At 64.6% G+C, this 16565-nt stretch carries 18 protein-coding genes and 1 tRNA gene; 5 read left to right on the forward strand and 14 right to left on the reverse strand.

Annotation, left to right across the window (positions count from 1 at the left end; translation table 11 throughout):
- Positions 1 to 60: 60 nt before the first annotated feature.
- From yghU to hemC, 7 genes are all read right to left on the reverse strand, one after another.
- Entirely contained in the window at positions 61 to 912 is an 852-nt protein-coding gene (gene yghU, locus ACN0X9_RS11445) for a glutathione-dependent disulfide-bond oxidoreductase (RefSeq protein ID WP_417487707.1), read from the reverse strand.
- 194 nt (positions 913 to 1106) lie between these two features.
- Positions 1107 to 1182: transfer RNA gene (locus ACN0X9_RS11450), tRNA-Thr, on the reverse strand.
- Positions 1183 to 1272: 90 nt separating this feature from the next.
- On the reverse strand, positions 1273 to 1917 hold the full coding sequence (gene udk, locus ACN0X9_RS11455) for a uridine kinase (protein WP_417487708.1): 645 nt from the start codon (positions 1915 to 1917) through the stop codon (positions 1273 to 1275).
- Positions 1914 to 3386: a heme biosynthesis protein HemY gene (locus ACN0X9_RS11460; RefSeq protein WP_417487709.1), complete on the reverse strand. Its 1473-nt coding sequence runs from the start codon at positions 3384 to 3386 to the stop codon at positions 1914 to 1916. Before ACN0X9_RS11460 ends, udk begins: the two co-directional genes overlap by 4 nt.
- Entirely contained in the window at positions 3383 to 4693 is a 1311-nt protein-coding gene (locus tag ACN0X9_RS11465; RefSeq protein ID WP_417487710.1) for a COG4223 family protein, read from the reverse strand. The genes ACN0X9_RS11460 and ACN0X9_RS11465 overlap by 4 nt, the downstream gene beginning before the upstream one ends.
- Positions 4694 to 4726: 33 nt before the next feature.
- The gene (locus ACN0X9_RS11470) at positions 4727 to 5464 is read right to left on the reverse strand and encodes a uroporphyrinogen-III synthase (RefSeq protein ID WP_417487711.1); all 738 of its coding nucleotides are present in this window, start codon (positions 5462 to 5464) and stop codon (positions 4727 to 4729) included.
- On the reverse strand, positions 5461 to 6426 hold the full coding sequence (gene hemC / locus ACN0X9_RS11475) for a hydroxymethylbilane synthase (RefSeq protein ID WP_417487712.1): 966 nt from the start codon (positions 6424 to 6426) through the stop codon (positions 5461 to 5463). Before hemC ends, ACN0X9_RS11470 begins: the two co-directional genes overlap by 4 nt.
- A gap of 79 nt (positions 6427 to 6505) precedes the next feature.
- On the opposite strand from hemC, the gene tsaD reads away from it, so the two are divergent.
- The 4 genes from tsaD to ACN0X9_RS11495 are packed head-to-tail and all read left to right on the forward strand — an operon-like array spanning position 6506 to position 9223.
- Complete coding sequence (gene tsaD / locus ACN0X9_RS11480) at positions 6506 to 7597, forward strand: tRNA (adenosine(37)-N6)-threonylcarbamoyltransferase complex transferase subunit TsaD (RefSeq protein ID WP_417487724.1); 1092 nt, start codon at positions 6506 to 6508, stop codon at positions 7595 to 7597.
- Positions 7594 to 8595: an NAD(P)H-dependent glycerol-3-phosphate dehydrogenase gene (locus ACN0X9_RS11485; RefSeq protein WP_417487713.1), complete on the forward strand. Its 1002-nt coding sequence runs from the start codon at positions 7594 to 7596 to the stop codon at positions 8593 to 8595. Before tsaD ends, ACN0X9_RS11485 begins: the two co-directional genes overlap by 4 nt.
- Positions 8595 to 8888 (forward strand): YciI family protein, encoded by a 294-nt coding sequence (locus tag ACN0X9_RS11490; protein ID WP_417487714.1) that lies wholly within the window; start codon positions 8595 to 8597, stop codon positions 8886 to 8888. Before ACN0X9_RS11485 ends, ACN0X9_RS11490 begins: the two co-directional genes overlap by 1 nt.
- Positions 8888 to 9223 (forward strand): Rieske (2Fe-2S) protein, encoded by a 336-nt coding sequence (locus tag ACN0X9_RS11495; RefSeq protein ID WP_417487715.1) that lies wholly within the window; start codon positions 8888 to 8890, stop codon positions 9221 to 9223. The genes ACN0X9_RS11490 and ACN0X9_RS11495 overlap by 1 nt, the downstream gene beginning before the upstream one ends.
- Here the strand turns inward: ACN0X9_RS11495 and ACN0X9_RS11500 are convergent, their stop codons facing one another.
- From ACN0X9_RS11500 to ACN0X9_RS11510, 3 genes are all read right to left on the reverse strand, one after another.
- The gene (locus ACN0X9_RS11500) at positions 9224 to 9703 is read right to left on the reverse strand and encodes a hypothetical protein (protein ID WP_417487716.1); all 480 of its coding nucleotides are present in this window, start codon (positions 9701 to 9703) and stop codon (positions 9224 to 9226) included.
- Between the two features lie 159 nt (positions 9704 to 9862).
- On the reverse strand, positions 9863 to 10432 hold the full coding sequence (locus ACN0X9_RS11505; protein WP_417487717.1) for a hypothetical protein: 570 nt from the start codon (positions 10430 to 10432) through the stop codon (positions 9863 to 9865).
- Positions 10433 to 10435: 3 nt separating this feature from the next.
- Entirely contained in the window at positions 10436 to 11197 is a 762-nt protein-coding gene (locus ACN0X9_RS11510) for a creatininase family protein (protein WP_417487718.1), read from the reverse strand.
- Positions 11198 to 11542: 345 nt separating this feature from the next.
- Here ACN0X9_RS11510 and ACN0X9_RS11515 point away from each other — a divergent pair, with 345 nt between their 5' ends.
- Positions 11543 to 12295, forward strand: coding sequence for a class I SAM-dependent methyltransferase (locus ACN0X9_RS11515; protein WP_417487719.1), 753 nt, complete (start codon positions 11543 to 11545; stop codon positions 12293 to 12295).
- Here ACN0X9_RS11515 and ACN0X9_RS11520 read toward each other — a convergent pair whose 3' ends face one another.
- The 4 genes from ACN0X9_RS11520 to rlmN are packed head-to-tail and all read right to left on the reverse strand — an operon-like array spanning position 12296 to position 16232.
- Positions 12296 to 13753, reverse strand: a complete 1458-nt coding sequence (locus ACN0X9_RS11520; protein ID WP_417487720.1) for a methyl-accepting chemotaxis protein — start codon at positions 13751 to 13753, stop codon at positions 12296 to 12298.
- A complete protein-coding gene (locus ACN0X9_RS11525; RefSeq protein WP_417487721.1) occupies positions 13750 to 14097 on the reverse strand; it encodes a hypothetical protein in 348 nt (115 codons plus the stop codon). Before ACN0X9_RS11525 ends, ACN0X9_RS11520 begins: the two co-directional genes overlap by 4 nt.
- A gap of 60 nt (positions 14098 to 14157) precedes the next feature.
- Positions 14158 to 15039: a GNAT family N-acetyltransferase gene (locus tag ACN0X9_RS11530; protein ID WP_417487722.1), complete on the reverse strand. Its 882-nt coding sequence runs from the start codon at positions 15037 to 15039 to the stop codon at positions 14158 to 14160.
- Positions 15036 to 16232: a 23S rRNA (adenine(2503)-C(2))-methyltransferase RlmN gene (gene rlmN / locus ACN0X9_RS11535; protein ID WP_417487723.1), complete on the reverse strand. Its 1197-nt coding sequence runs from the start codon at positions 16230 to 16232 to the stop codon at positions 15036 to 15038. The genes ACN0X9_RS11530 and rlmN overlap by 4 nt, the downstream gene beginning before the upstream one ends.
- Positions 16233 to 16565 lie beyond the last annotated feature (333 nt).

Raw genomic sequence — 16565 nt, forward strand, 5'->3', positions numbered from 1 at the left:
CACAAGGGCGGGCCGCCCGGCTGGCCGACCCGCCCTTGCCGATCTGCTTCAAGTGTCCTGTCAGGACTTCGCGTCGATATCGGCGGCGGAATGGCGTTCGGGGACCTGGTTGGATTCCTCGCCCCAGACCCGATTGACCTTGATGCCGCGTTTGACGGCAGGCCGGTCACCGATCTCGGCAGTCCAGCGCTGGACATGCTTGTAATCCTGCACTGACAGGAATTCGCCGGCCTCGTAGAGCACTCCGCGGGCCAAGGCGCCATACCAGGCCCAAACGGCCATGTCGGCGATGGAATATTCGTCGCCGGCGAGGAAGCGGCGCTCGGCGAGGGCGCGATCGAGCACATCCATCTGCCGTTTCACTTCCATCGCAAACCGGTCGATCGGATACTCCCACTTCTCCGGTGCATAGGCATAGAAATGACCAAACCCGCCGCCCAGATAGGGGGCGGAACCCATCTGCCAGAACAGCCAGTTCATGGCTTCGGTCCGGGCCGCCGCGTCGGTCGGCAGGAAGGCTCCGAACTTCTCCGCGAGATAGAGCAGGATCGACCCCGACTCGAACACCCGGGTCGGCGTCTCGGTGCTGCGGTCCAGCAGGGCCGGGATCTTGGAGTTCGGGTTGATTTCGACGAAGCCGGAGGAGAATTGCTCCCCCTCCGTGATCCGGATCAGCCAGGCGTCATATTCGGCATCGGTGTGACCGGCTGCCAGCAATTCTTCCAGCATGATCGTGACCTTGACCCCGTTGGGCGTGGCCAGGGAGTAGAGTTGAAGCGGGTGCTTGCCGACAGGCAAGGCCTTGTCATGGGTCGCCCCGGCGATCGGCCGGTTGATATTGGCGAAACGCCCGCCGCTCTCACTGTCCCACGTCCAGACCTTGGGCGGCTGGTAGTCATTGGCCTTGCTCATCAGGAAGCCCTCTTTGCTTGCAGCCGAATGTAGGAAGCCGTCCGCAAAGCACAAGACATGCGACCCATCGCTGCCATGGCCAGCCAGAGCGATCTCGAACACCACAGCCTTGAGCGCGCTTCATGTGAGCACGAACCCCAACACCGCAGGTGAGATCACGCACGGGTTCGAGCGCAACGGAAGCAAGGAGAGAATGGTGCCGCTTAGGTGACTCGAACACCTGACCTACGCATTACGAATGCGTTGCTCTACCAGCTGAGCTAAAGCGGCCCAATTCATGGGCTCGGGCTGTCACCAGCCCGGAGGCGGCGGAAACTAGCCGCGAAAATCGGCGGCGGCAAGCCCTTCATCAGGCCAAAATCATCCGCTGTGGGAATGCAGTCGCAAGCGTTCGAGCACCGGCTCGGCGAGACAATCGAAATCGGGGGGGCCCATATTGGTTATGATGAGGTCGGCGCGCGGTTTTTGTGGCTCGACATGCAAGGTGTGCATCGGCTCCACAATGGTGTCGAACTGATGTTTCACGGACGCTGGTGTCCGCCCACGTTCAGCGACATCACGTTGCAGCCGGCGTTCGAAACGGACCGGTCGTGTCGCGGATACATAGACGATGAGATCAAACAGGCTGGCCAACGCCTTCGAGGCGGCGGCGTGCAGCCCCTCGACCACGATCAGGCTAGCCGGGCGGCAATGCCGCATTTGCGGGGCCCGACTGTGCGTGGTGAAGTCGTATTGCGGAATATCGACGGCCTGACCGGATTTCAGGGCTGCCAGATGGCTGATCAGGAGGTCGTGATCCTTGGCAGCCGGCTCGTCGAAATTGAAGGTCGCCGGGTCGAAGTTTTCCAGATTGGCCGCGTCGAGATAGTAGTCGTCTTCCTTGATGACATACCCGTCCGGCGCCGCATGGGCGACGGCATGCGCCAGCCGTGTCTTGCCCGACGCCGACCCCCCCACAATTGCCACGAGCCTGGTGTCGGGAGAGGTGGAGCGGTTTCCGCTCACGGTCTCCGGCCCTTTGGTGCCTCGTCTTCATCCACGTCAGGGACGCCCGGGTCGTCGGGCATGCGCGGCGTGGCTTCGGCAAAGCTGGCGGTGCGCGAGCTGGCGGAGCGGACCGGGCGAGGCGCGTCGAGCAGCGCGGTTTCCGGAACGGCGCCAGCGGCCCGCTCGAAGCGTTCGTAGCGCGGATGGGTCAGCCGGTTTTCATCGCCGAACACATAAACCATCCGCTTCCAGTCGTCCGGCGTGTAGGCAAAAAGCCGACCTTCCGGATCGATATCCGACCAGTCGGCATCGGCGCCGGCATGAGAGGCGCGGGTCATCCACCGGCGGGCGAGTTCGTCCTTGCCATCGAGACGGGCCAGTCGGGCCGCAAGAGCGCACAGGCGTGAGGACGGTGGGGTGCCGTCCATCATCGGATCCAGCAGGGCGCGGGCGGAGGGGGCGTCGCCTTCTTCCAGCGCGATCTGGATCAGGATGAGGTGGCTTTCCCGGTGATCCGGATTGAGTGCGGCCAGGGATTTCAACCGCTCCAGGCGTTTGGCCTTGGTGTCGGATTTGCGCAGGTCCTGGAAGGCGCGGGCGAGCGCCGGATGGGGTGCGGCGGCCCAGGCTGACTCCAGCACTTCCGACGCTCGCTTGTGGCGTCGACCATCGGCCAGCAAGCGCGCGGCGAGGGCTGCCGCGGGCGCAAATCCGGGGGCCGCGCGATGGGCCGATACGGCCAGTTCACGGGCGTTCTCCGAGTCGGTCGTCTCGGCCTCGACCGCCGCGGCGGTCAACAGCACAGCACGACGGCGACGGGCAGTGTCCGGAGCGACCTGTTTACGGCGTTCGCCCTCGGTCAGTGTGGTCAGCGCGTCGCGCCAATGGGCTTTCGCAACCTGGGCATCGAACAGGGCATCGAAGGCCCACCGTGCCCCCTTGGCCTGTTGAAAGGCATCGGACGCGTGATCAATGGTGGCCGCGAAGTCGCCGCGCTCGTTTGACAGTTGGGCGAGGCCACGACGGGCGACAATACGGGTCTTCTGATCGTTCAGCAGGGCTTCGTAATGTGTCTGTGCGCCTTCCAGATTGCCGGCGGATTCAGCCGCGCGGGCGGCGAGAAGGCGCGACAGGGCCGGTCTGTCCAAAAGGGCGTCGGCACGGGCGGCCTGGCGGACGGCGGCTTCGCCATCACCGGCAGCAGAGGCGATCAGGGCCTTCTCCAGCGCGTCATAGCCCTGCTCGCGGCGGCGGCGGCCCATGAAGCCCTTCACCTTGTCCGGCGAAGTCCACAACATGTAGATGCCCCACCACACCACCAGCATCAGGAAGGCGAACAGGATGACCAGTCCGGCCGCGACCACGAAGGGCATTTCGGTCTGCATGCCGAGGAACTCGAAGGAGGCGTGACCCGGATTCAGCGCCAGGAAAGCGCCGAGAGCGGCGGTCAGCAGGGCAAAGGCGACAGCCAGTATCAGGCGGATCATGTCGGGTCGCTTCCCTGTTCGGCGGCACTGGCAGCGAGCGCTTCGCGCAATGACTGAAGGCGGGCGGCCAGATCCAGCCGGGCGCGGGCCTGGATCAACCAGTCGCGGACGGTGTCCAGGGCTTCGCCTTCCAGGCGCTCGGCGATCGTGACCGCGCCCACCAGGTCGTTCTCGGCAAGACGGCGCTCAGCCAGCGCGGTCATGGCGAGAGGGCCGGTGTCGGTATCGCTGCCGTCGGTCCGACGCACTTCGATCAATCCGAAGAAGACGCGTCCCGGTCCGGCCGCTTCGCGGATGGCATCGCCCGGGAAACCAGTTGTGAGTTCTCCAAGGGTCGGCACACCGGCCCGGGAATAGTCAGCCATAGCTGCGAGGTCGGCATTGCCGCGCCACAGACGTGCGAGTGCAGCGCGTTCGGCTTCGAATCCGTCTCCGGTCTGGGCGATTTCCCTCAGCGCAGTCAGCGCCAGGGCGCGGGCTGCCAATTGTCTTGAGGCGAGTCCGGTATCGATTGCCGGGGCCTCGGCGATGGAGCGGGAAGCGTTGTCGGCGCTCGATTGCGCGGCCTCGGCCAATTCGCGGACGGCTGCGAGGTCGCTTTGCAGCCCGGCGATCTCGCTTGTCAGGCGGGTCAGTTGAGGTGTGGTGTCGACCGCCGGGGCCAGCCCGTCGACCGCCGCCTCTATGTCAGTGATGCGATCGGTCATGGCTTGAAGGATCTGCGGATCGATGCCTGGCCCCATCTCGACCTGGCTTGCGTCCAGGGCCTGTTGAGTCCGCGCATCAATCAGGGCAAGCGCGGTCTCCAACGTCTCGAGACGGGCTTCCAGCTCACTCGCATCAACAAGTGTTCCGGCGGGCGCCGGATCTGCAGGCGCGGCCTCCAGGGCGGCCAGGCGCGTTTCTATCGCTGCAAGGTCAATCGGTGCGCTATTGTTGCCCGGCGGGGCGTTCTCCAGCGCAGCCAACCGATCCGCGAGCGCCGTGAGGCTGTCGGACAGGTCAGGCGGAGTGTCGGCCGTTTCCAGAGCCACGAGCCGGGTTTCCAGACCGGTCAGCGACTGGCCCAGCGCCGCGCGTTCGGTTGCCGCGTCCGGGTCGGTCGCTATCTGCGTGGCGGGCGGCATGTATCGCACGGCGCCAAAGCCGATCGCGCCGCCGGCGACAGACGCCAGCAGGAAGACCAGCAGATGCCCGAATACACCGTTTTGGCGGCGCGCATTGGGTGGCGGGGCACGGCCATCGTCAGCCGGTTCGAACTCGGCGTCGACGGGTTCGGGATCGAGAGTGTCGTTGGGATCAGCCATGACGGCCCATGATTCGTGCGAATTTTCGCCAGCTTAGGACGCGTGGCCTGCCGAGGCCAGTTCCGATGAGTCATCCAGCAGCGCCAGCAAGGCTTCCTCATTCGGCGCTGAGGCGGCAATCAAGGCACCGAAACCGGCTCCCTCCAAGGGAAGAAGCGCATTGCGGGATATTCCCAGCGCCGTCACCGAGCCGAGCCAGTGGTGCAGGCCGAATTTCCGCAGCAGGTCGAGAAAGGTCTTGGCGCCACGGGCGGAGTGGATCAATACCCTCACCGGTGCACCGGAGATTATGGCAGCGATGGCCTCTTCGCCCAGGGCATCAACCGCGACAGCGCCATAGCCGATCGCGTCACGGACCTTGAAGCCATCCGGCTTGAGTGCCCCCGACAGATCGCCGGACACATGGATGCCGCGCACATGCAGCAGGGCACCTTTGTCCGCTTTGAGCTTGCGCCGGATCAGATTGGCCAGGGATGTGACATCGCCCTGAGCCGACTGGACCCGCTTGAAGCCGATGTCGCGGGCCGCCTGGGCGGTGGCGTCGGCCACGGCGAAGACCGGCAGGTCGCGCTCCGGGCGCCGCGGCCCCCAGGCCCGGACTCCATTGGCCGAGGTGAATACGAGCGCCTGCACCCCGTCGAGATTGGCATCGATACGGGCACGGAAATTGATGTCGAGCACCGGCGAAATGATGGGGTCGATGCCCATCCGTCTGAGACCGGACGCAGTCCGCTCGGCTCCCGGCCAGCCGCGTGTGACCAATACCGTCATGTATTCACCAGGGCCGCCGCGAGGCCGTCACCGGCGGCGGCGCGAACGGCGCGTCCGAGGTCCTGCCCGGCCTGCCGGGCGCTGTGAGGTGTCGCATGGTTCATGTCGAATCGAATCTGCTTGCGCCAACATTGCTGGCCATCAGGAGTCAAAACTTCCCCGATGAAGTCCATGGATACCTTATTCACATGGGCCGCAATCGGCGTCCGGCAAGACCCGTCCAGCTCGAACAGGAAGGCCCGTTCAGCCAGGACAGCCAATTCCGTGTCCCGGTGATGCAGGCCGGCGACGTAGGAGGCGGCCTCATCGTCGCCGTCACGAATGGCGACGCCGACGGCGCCTTGGGCGGCGGCGGGCAGCATTTCGTCGGCTTCCAGCGGATCGCGCAGCGCTTCGGCCCGTCCCAACCTGTTCAGTCCGGCGCGAGCCAGGAAGGTCGCGTGGATGCCGCCATCGGCCAGCTTGCCCAGTCGTGTGTCGACATTGCCGCGTAGCGGTACGACTGTCAGATCCGGGCGCTTGTGGAGCAGTTGCGCCTGTCGCCGCAGACTGGCTGTGCCAATGGTGACGCCTTCGGGCAGATCGGCCAGACGCGTTTCGCCGTCACGGGCTATCAGCATGTCGCGCGGGTCCTCGCGCTCCAGCAGGGCGCCCAGCACGATCCCGTCCGGCAGGACGGTCGGCACATCCTTCATCGAATGGACGGCAAAGGCGGCGCGGCCATCCAGCTGGGCTTCGTCGATCTCCTTGGTGAAGAGGCCCTTGCCGCCAGCCTCGATCAGGGTGCGATCCTGGATGCGGTCGCCGGTCGAGACCAGGCCGAGAATGGGGAAGCAGCGCTCGGCCTCCTCGCCGGACAGGCCACACTGGGCGGCGAGTCTCGCCTGCACATCGCGTGCCTGGACGAGCGCAAGGGGGGAGCGGCGGGTGGCGATGGCGAGCGGTTTCGACGGCGGCTTCACGTTGCAATCATCCCGGTCTTGGGGCTAGTGGACAGTCATGGACTTAGCGCCCACCTCCCCCCAAGCGCAAGCGCGCGCACTGACCGTGCTCGGACTGGAATCCAGCTGCGACGAGACCGCGGCGGCGATCCTGCGTCGCGAGGCAGACGGATCGGTTACCGTCCTGTCGGACCGGGTGCTCGGACAGAATGACGCCCACGCACCTTTCGGAGGCGTGGTGCCGGAGATTGCAGCCCGTGCCCATGCCGAGGCAATGGACGGGTTGGTCAGCCAAGCGCTCGATGAGGCGAGTTTGACCGTTGCCGATCTCGATGGCATTGCTGCGACCTCCGGTCCCGGCCTGATCGGCGGCGTGATGGCGGCGCTGATGACCGCCAAGGGCCTGGCGCTTGGGGCGGGCAAGCCGCTGATCGCGGTCAATCATCTTGAGGGTCATGCCCTGTCGCCCCGGATATCCGAGCCTCTGGCCTTTCCTTACCTGCTCCTGCTCGTTTCCGGCGGCCACACCCAATTGCTGATCGCCGAGGATGTCGGCGTCTATCATCGCCTCGGCTCGACGATGGATGATGCGGCCGGTGAGGCCTTCGACAAGACCGCCAAGGTGATGGGCCTGGGCTTCCCCGGTGGACCGGCACTCGAGCGGTGCGCGCAATCGGGTGACGCGACGCGTTTCGCCCTGCCGGTGCCGCTGAAGGGCAAGCCGGGCTGTGACTTCTCATTCGCCGGCCTGAAAACCGCGGCCCGGCAGATCTGGGACGGGCTCGATGCGCCATCCGACCAGGACCGCGCCGATCTTTCGGCCAGTGTCCAGGCAGCGATCGCCCGGGCGCTGTCCAGCCGCACACGCCGGGCGCTGGCGATGTTTGTCGACCGGTTTCCGGATGCCTCGCGACCCATGTCGCTGGTTGTTGCCGGCGGTGTCGCTGCCAACAAGGCCGTGCGCGCGGCGCTAGAAGACGAAGCCGCGGCCGCCGGTTTCCGGCTGGTCGCGCCGCCAATGAAATGGTGTACCGACAATGCCGCGATGATCGCGCTGGTCGGACTGGAAAAACTGGCCCGTGGCCAAGTTGACGCGCTTGATGCACCAGCGCGGGCACGCTGGCCACTGGACGGGGCGTCGGCAAAGTCCGACCCTGCCATCGGCTCCGGACGAAAGGGACCCAAGGCATGAGCGAATATCAGAGCATTGGCGTGATCGGCGCCGGCGCCTGGGGCACGGCCCTGGCGCAAACGGCCGCCAAGGCCGGTCGCGACGTCACGCTGTGGTCGTTCGAAAACGACGTCGCCGATGCGGTGAACACGAAACACGAGAACACCATCTACCTGCCTGATGTGGCGTTGGGTTCGGCCATCGTCGCGACCACCTCGATCTCGGATCTCGATGCCTGCGACGCCATCCTCGCCGTTGCGCCGGCGCAGCATCTGCGCCGCGTTCTGGAAGGTTTCCTGCCCTATGCGCGACCCGGCGTCCCGATCGTGCTGTGCGCCAAGGGGATCGAGCAATCCTCCCTGTCGATGATGACACAGGTGCTCAAGGAAACCATACCGGCGGCGCTGCCGGCCGTGCTGTCCGGACCCAGTTTCGCGATCGACACGGCGCAGGGCCTGCCGACCGCTGTCACCCTGGCCTGTGCCGATGAGACCATCGGCAATGCGCTGATCGAAGCGCTCGGGACCAGTCGCTTCCGGCCCTATCTGGCGACCGACCTGATCGGCGCCGAGATTGGCGGGGCGGTCAAGAATGTACTGGCCATCGGTTGCGGGATTTCCGAAGGCAAGGGATTGGGCAAGTCGGCCCATGCGGCCTTGATTTCGCGTGGCTTTGCCGAGATGACCCGGCTGGCGCTGGCCCTTGGTGCCCAGCGTGAAACCCTGGCCGGCCTGTGTGGCCTCGGGGACCTGGTGCTGACCTGTTCCTCGCCGCAATCGCGCAACATGTCCTGCGGTCTGGCGCTGGGGCGCGGCGTGTCGCTCGACGACATCATGTCCGGGCGCCGGGCTGTCACCGAAGGCGTGGCGAGCGCACCCGCCGTGGTCGAGCTGGCCCGCCGCCATGGCGTCGAAATGCCGATCTGCGAAGCGGTCAACGAGATCCTGGCCGGTCGGGCCAGCGTCGATGACGCCATTGAAACCCTGCTGGCGCGGCCGTTCACGCTGGAGACCGCCTGATGCTGTTTCTGGTCCACACCTGGGACAAGCCGGATGCTATCGACATCCGCACGGCCAATCGTGACGCCCATATCGCCTGGCTGAAGGCCGCGGGCGACAGCGTGAAAGCGGCCGGTCCCTGGCTCAATGAAGCCGATGAAATGGCCGGATCGTTACTGATCATTGAGGCCCAGGACCGGTCGACTCTGGATGCCTGGCTGGCGACCGATCCCTATCAGTCCGCCGGCCTGTTTGTGCGCGTCGATGTGGCGCCGTATCGCTGGGTTTTCAATCCGCCGACAGAGGCCGGCTGATGCGGCCCAAGCCGCCGCCCGGCACCGTTCTTGGTCGTCTGGATGATTTGCCGGATCCGGGTGCCCGCGCCTGCGATTGGGAAGGCGGTGCCGTCGTTCTGATCCGTCGCGGCGCGACAGTGACGGCCTTCACCAATCTCTGCCCTCATGCGGGTCTGCCGCTGTGCCTGCCAGACGGTCGCGGCTTGCTGCACGCGGGCGAGACCCTGGTCTGCCCGGTCCATGGTGCCAGTTTTGATGCTGGCAATGGAGATTGCACCGGCGGTCCCGCCGCCGGTGACCGGCTGACAGCCATTGCGGTAGAGATCGTCGGGCCGGAAATCCGGGCCGTCTGACTAGTCCTCGGACGCCTGTGGTTCGGCCGGGTCAGAAGACAATGTGGTGATTGCGTCGACGAGCGCCTGACCGGTCGGCTCGTCGCGGATCACGGTGCAGAAGGTGCCGTCGGTGGTGCGGTGATAGATCACCGCGTCGGTGCTGTGGTCATGCTGCTGGCCGGCGGCGCTGTAGAAGGCGGCATTGGCCGCGTCGAGACGGGTCTTGACCGGCAATTCCATGCCGGAAATCGTCAGCGTGACATCACCGGTCTGGTCGCCCAGCGACCAGGATACGCGCGTGATTCCGGCCGGTCCGGTTTCCAGAAGCGTCTGGCCCGGCTCGAGCAGGGCGGACGGCGTTTCTGCGAAGCAGGCCTCGGACGTTGCCAGATTGTCCTCGCTGAAGCCGGTATTGATCGTTGATGCCTCCGGCGCCGAACAGGCGGCCAATGCGGCGATGGCAGGAAGGACGGTAGAAAGGACGGGCAAGGCTTTCATTTCGGACGCTCCCGAAGCTACGCAAGACAGCAGGCGTATAGCGAGTGCCAAGGATGCGGTGAAATGAATGTTTTGTGTCGCGGTTGGCGATCGGTCGGGGACGGTCGAGGGCCGGACCGTGTCAGGGCAGCGAAACGCCGTTCCCGTGTTGCTTGACGCCTAGCCCTCCTGCTTTTCCAGCCGCTCCTTCAATCGCGCCAGAGCAGCGCGCCATTCCGACTTCCAGTGCTCGCAGTCTTCCGCCGTCTCAAGATTCTCGTGGCTCAGGCTGATCTGTGTCTTGCAGCCAGTGTAGCCGTCCGTGACCGTCAGCCAGACTGACAGGCGCCCGCCTTGCGACCAGTGTCCATTGACCGACTTGCCGGGCGTGCCGGACGTTCGGGTGAACACGCCCCCGGGCCCCCACTCGGCGAAGTCGGGCAGCTCGAAAGCGGCCTCGATGGCGGCTGGCGGCGCGCTGATCGTCTTGGAGCCCGAGGCCTGGTACTTGCCGTCGACACCGGCGCGCTGATGCGGGTCGCGGCGCCCGGTCATCATCTCCCAGGTGCCGGAAACCATTTGCGACCACCAGCCGGACAGGCCGCGGTCCTCGCGCAAGGTCCGGGCGATAGAGGGGTGATCGAGACCACCGGCCCAGCTGTCGAGATCGGCCTGCCATTGCGGCCAGGTCTTGCCGGTCGCCTTTTCGACCGCGGCATCGGAAATCGGGGGAGTCCAGTCGCTGGCCATGATCTACTCCGCCGGCTGCAAAGCCGGCTTCACGTCGAAGAATTTGACGCACTCGGCGATCAGCGCCTGTTTGGCGAAGCTGACGATTTCGGCGCCCTTTTCGGGTGTCGCCTGGGACGGGTCGGAGCCAATCCGGCCGTCCGGGAAGCGCTCGCGATAGTCGGCGGCGTCGCTGAACCCGCCGACCGGAGCGATCTTCGGGCTCATCTCGACCTGTTTGATGGCGTGCGGATGGGCGTAATAGGTCACCGATACTTCGGACGCGGTCGCATGCATGCCCTCGCCGACCGGAAACAGCTTGCGGCAGGTGTCCATCACGCCGGACAATTCCCACCAGTTTCGCTGCATCAGCTGGACCGGACAGGCGACGCCGTCGAGCGAGAAATTGGCGTAATACTCGGCGAAGGCGGCGTTGATCGTGGTGATGTTGCCACCGTGCCCGTTGAGGAAATAGATGCGGTCAAAACCGTGCCGGGTCAGGCTTTCGATCCAGTCATTGATGACCGCGATCATGGTCGAGGGGCGCAGGGTCATCGAGCCGGCAAAACCCAGATGGTGCTGGGCGATGCCGACATTGAATGTCGGACCGACCAGCAGCCCGGCTTCCGCGCCCGCCTCGGCGGCGATCACTTCCGGGCAGATGGCGTCAGTCCCCACGAGCCCGTTAGGGCCGTGCTGTTCCGTGGAGCCGATGGGGATGATGATCCCCTTGCAACGGGTCAGATAGGTTTCGACCTCAGGCCAGGACGCGTGGTGTAGCAGCATGACAGCCCTCTCCGGGATGATTGGATCCGGGGAGGTAAGCGCCGACGATCGATTTGTGCAAGGTCTGCGAGCGGACCGGAGTCCGTCAAAGGCGACGGCTCTCGCGATGATAGAGCCAGGCGGCCACGGCGGATGCGATTGCGGTGAATGCCAGAATAAAGTGCAAGAACCCCTCCATCGCGGCTTTTTGCCGTCTGATACCGGTCTATCCCGTAAGTCCTTATCAAGCGTAAAAGAATCCCGATTTCCTGGGCTGTCACGTCTTCGTGAGAGACGTGTCATGCGCGGATCGGACGAGGATGCTGTATGGATTGTCGCTGACATCTTGTTGTGTGAGGGGAAATCATGCGTCGTTTTCTTGTTGCGTCCATCGCTCTGGCTGCCCTGTCTGCCGGGACATTACAGGCTCAGGATGAGCCCATGCCCGCAAGCATTGAAGGTGCCGTCAGCGACGCCAGTCGTCCGGAGGCCGATCGTCAACTCGATGCCAACCGGCATCCGGCCGAAGTCCTGCTGTTTGCCGGCGTCGAACCGGGCTGGCGCATTGCGGACCTGGCCGCCGGGTCGGGGTATTACTCGCGCGTCCTGTCGACGGCTGTTGGCAGCCAAGGTCATGTCTACACGATGAACCCGACCTGGGTTGCGGAGCGATTTGCGGAAACCGATGCCGGGCTCGCAGCCTTTGCGGCGGAGCGCGACAATCTCACCCATTTCAGCTCATCCATCGAGACGTTCGACGACAATGTTGACGGACCGCTGGATGCCGTCTTCATGGTGCTGTTCTACCACGACACCGCCTGGGACGGCACGGATCGCGCCGCCATGAATGCCGGCGTGTTCGAGGCATTGCGCCCGGGTGGCGTCTTCGTGGTTGTTGATCACCACGCTGTCTCAGGCTCGGGCCTTGATGTGGTCGAGACCCTTCACCGGATCGACGAGGCGTCGGTTATCGAAGAAGTCCTCGCCGCCGGCTTTGTGCTGGATGGCAGCAGTGACATGCTGGCCAATCCCGAGGACAGCCGAGAGATCAGCCCCTTCGATCCCTCAATCCGCCGTCAGACGGATCGTTTCGTGCTGCGTTTTCGCAAGCCCGAATAATCAGGCGGCGTCCAGCTGGGTCCGGAAGCGGTTGAGTTCCTCATCGAGGCGGCGCGCCGCTTCTCCCAGTTCGCCGGACGCCCGCGTGAAGGATTCTGCGGCGCCATTGGTTCGCTCGGCGGCTTCTTTGACCGCGTTCATGGAATTGTTGACCTCGGTGGTCTCGATCGCCGCACGTTCGGCCAGTGAGGCGATTTCCTGGGTGGCCTGGTTCTGCTCGGCGAAGGCACCCTGAACGCTCTCGGTGGACTGGCGCAACTCGCTGATGATCTCGGCGATACGGCCAAGCGATCCGGCGGCGCCGCCGGACGCACCGCGCATGGCTTCGATCTTCTGCCCGATATCGCTGGAGGCCCGAGTGGTCTGTTCGGCCAGGGCTTTCACCTCGGACGCCACAACCGCAAAACCCTTGCCGGCCTCGCCGGCCCGGGCGGCTTCGATGGTAGCATTGAGGGCCAGGAGATTGGTCTGCTCGGCGACGCCGGCGACCAGGCGCATGATGTCCTCGATCTCCTTGGCGGCGGTTTCAAGCGCATCAATCGACCGTCCGGCCCCTTCAGCTTCGGCCGCTGCGCGATCCGAGACATCACCGCTGTTTTGCAGGATGCGGGCGACCTCGCCAATCGATGCTGAAAGTTCCTGCGCCGCCGCCGCGACAGACTGGACATTGCTGTTGGTCGTGGAGGCGCGCGCAGAGGCTTCCGAGGCGCCCTCACGAGTGGCTTCGGCGTCGCCGCTCAGATCGGAGGCCAGCGAGCTGACCTGGCCAGCCGCGCCGGAAATGCCGCCTGAAACAACACGAAGCGCTTCTTCGAACTCGCGGGCCAGCTGGGCGATTGCATGCCGCTGACGGTCAGCCGAGTCCTTGGTCTCGACCTGCGCGTCGGCGCTTTGCGCGGCCGCAGACTGGGCCTCGGCGGCTTCGGCGGCCTTGCGATCAGCGCCATCCAGCGCCCGGGCGGCATTGAAGGTCATCCAGACCAGGGCAGCGGATTGTCCGACAACGACCACCGCGTGAAACACCACCCGGAAAAAGTCCGCCCCGTCCGGGAACACGGCCCAGGGCAGGAAGAAATTGAGCGAGAGGTGATGGACGGCTGTGGCGACTGACGCAGCCACAATGACACGCCAGTCAAGCATCACTGCCGAGATCGACAGGGCCGCGAAGAACATCATGTGCATGTCGATCTGCCAGGGTGAACCGCTCAGCAGGTAGACGAACAGTGCCGGGTAGCCGATCAGCGCCGTACCCACCGTTGCCCGTGACGCGACACTGTTGGGGTCGAACCGCCAGCTTGCACCCGCTATCGCCAGGAGGGCGATGCCGACCAGGCCCGCCGGAACCAGCCGTTCGACAGCGAAGATGCCGGCTGTGATGATCAGGCTGACGCAGAGCCCGACCATGATCAGCAGGGAAACGGTTTGGGCACGTTGGCGGATCTGGTTGAGGCTGGTCATGTTGATGGACTCTCTGTTGCGAACCGGCGGGCCGGGGCGGTCGGGTTCTGGTCGATCAGGCAACCGCGAAAGGCGCTGGCCGGCAGGACGAGCCAGGCTCCGGCGTCGCGCAACGCCTGGCGTTCGTCGGGGCCAGGCAGATGGAAAACACCGATATTGGCGGCTCGGCCGATGTTCAGGGTTGATTGTCCGGCTTCAGCGGCGGCGAGCACCACGTCACGAGCCTGCCAACCCGGTGGGAAGATTGCGGCGTAGCGACCGTCTTCGGCAGGCTCCGCAGCCGCCAGAAGTGGTGTTGCGCCAATTATTGCAATCAAAAGTATAGTTGGAATATGTTTGAACATCGACTTCGCGGAGGCCACTGAGTAGTGACCTGTTCTAGTCGACTCACGGTTAATCAGGATTTACCGTTTTCGACTGCTACCGGATTCAGTCTTCCGCCGCGTTTTCCATTCCGGGCCGAGCACGCCGAAAATCAGGCTGTCGCGGACGCCGATATGGGTCTCCCATTCGTCACGGAGCCTGCCCTCGAGGGTGAAACCGAGTTTGGTCAGCACGGCAATCGAGCCGACATTGTCCGGGTCGGTGTCCGCATAGATGCGACGCAGGCCGAGTTCATTGAAGCCATGATCGAGAACCCGCGCCGTCGCTTCGCTGACATAGCCGTGGCGCTGGGCATCCGGGCGGATGATATAGCCGGTCTCTGCTACGCCGGCCCGGCGGTCAACCAGCACAACCCAACCCAATGCGTCAGCGGGATTGGACGGCAGGGTGATGGCCCAGGCCCGCACGCGGGTGGAGCGTGTTGATCCGGACAGGTAATCGCGCGCGGCCTCGAGGGTATCGAACGGCGCGCAGGACCAGTACTTCATGGTCGCGGCGTCACGGAGCGCCGGAAAGACGGCTTCCGTATCGTCCTGTCGAAGCGGTCGCAGGAAAAGCCGGTCTGTTGTCAGCGTTGGAACCTCAAGTCTCGGCGTGCGCTCGGCCAGTTTGTCGTGGGTGACAGAAAGCGTGATCTCGTCAAACCGCTCGGCAATGCAGGCCTGCATCGTCCGGAAGCAGTCCTGCGAAAACCAGTCATGGCCTTCGAAGCATTGTTGTCGGGTCGCTTCGTCGGGCCAGACCGCGTAGGACCAGTATGTATCATCGCCGTCCCGGTGCAGGACGGCGCCATATGACCCACAGGCCTGATGAATCCGCCGCGTACCCTCAGCCCAGGCCGCCTCGAATTCGGCCGAGCGCCCGGGCTTCAGCTTCCAGCGGTAGAGAACGGCAGCGGTCATGAGGTGGCGGCTGTACCGCCTTCATCAGCCAGCCGCTGCTTGCGCAGGACGCTGGCCTTCACCTTCTGGCTCTCCGAGCGCAGCTGGCCGCAGGCAGCGAAGATGTCGCGGCCGCGCGGGGTGCGGATGGGAGAGGCATAGCCGGCCTTGTTGACGACATCCGCAAAGGCTTCGATCTGGTCCCAGTCCGAGCATTCATAGGGGCTGTTCGGCCACGGATTGAAGGGGATGAGATTGATCTTGGCCGGAATGCCCTTGAGCAGTTTCACCAGCGCCTTGGCCTCGGCGAGACTGTCATTGACGCCTTTCAGCATCACGTATTCGAAGGTCACGCGCTTGGAATTGCCCAGACCCGGATAGGCGCGGATGGCGTTCATCAACTCGACCAGCGGGTATTTCTTGTTCAGCGGCACCAGCTCGTCGCGCAGCGTGTCATTGGTGGCGTGCAGGGAAATCGCCAGCATGGTGCCGGTCCGCGCGCCCAGCTCCTCGATCTTCGGCACTACGCCGGAAGTCGAGACCGTGGTCCGGCGACGCGAGATGGCAATGCCCTCGCCATCCGAGATGATGTCGATCGAGGTCGCGACATGGTCGAGATTGTAGAGCGGCTCGCCCATGCCCATGAAGACGATATTGGTGATCTTGCGGTTCTCGTTCGAGGTCGGCCACTCCTCAAGATCATCGCGGGCGATCATCACTTGGGCGACAATCTCGGCAGCAGTCAGGTTGCGCACCAGCGCCTGGGTGCCGGTATGACAGAAGGTACAGTTCAGCGTGCAGCCGACCTGGCTCGACACGCACAGGGCGCCGGAACGGGCGACGTCGGGAATGAAGACGGTTTCGCACTCCACGCCCGGTGCCAGCTCGATCAGGTATTTGCGGGTGCCGTCGACGGAGACCTGGCGGTCGATCAGCTTGGGCCGGTGCAGGGCGTATTTGTCGGCAATGACGGCGCGCAGGTCTTTCGAGATATTGGTCATCGCGTCGAAGGAGGTGACGCCATAATGATAGATCCAGCGCCACAGCTGCTCGGCGCGCATCTTCGCCTTCTTCTCGTCGACCCCGCAATCGATCGCCACCAGGCGCAATTCCTCTCGCGTCATGCCCGCCAGGGATGGCAGGGCGCGCGGTGTTGTCTCGTCAATGCGCGGCGCATTGCCATTGCGGGCGTCGATGTTCAGGGCGTGGTTCATGACCGGCAGACTATCTCATTTCAAACGGAGCCGCGCGCTCTATCACGAATGCGCGGCAAATCCGAGTCGTGGACGACCGGGTGGTAATGAGGGGGGCAGACGTCAGGGCGATGTTGGCCCGGCCATCCATCTGGCCTTCGGTCCGCTTGCTGCCCGGGAGGGATGGGGAGCACCATTTGTGGGGAATGTGGAACAGGCACCAATAATTCCCCTCACCCCCCGCACTTCTGGCGCAAACCCATCCATAAACCGCTTGCCGAGAGACCGCCGTATCCGGTTCTTCAGGTCAAGCACGCCGCAGGCACCGCTCCGCGGTTTCACCCTTGAGCTGAA

Origin of the sequence: Maricaulis sp. (genome assembly GCF_048268525.1) — a bacterium.
GTDB lineage: Bacteria > Pseudomonadota > Alphaproteobacteria > Caulobacterales > Maricaulaceae > Maricaulis.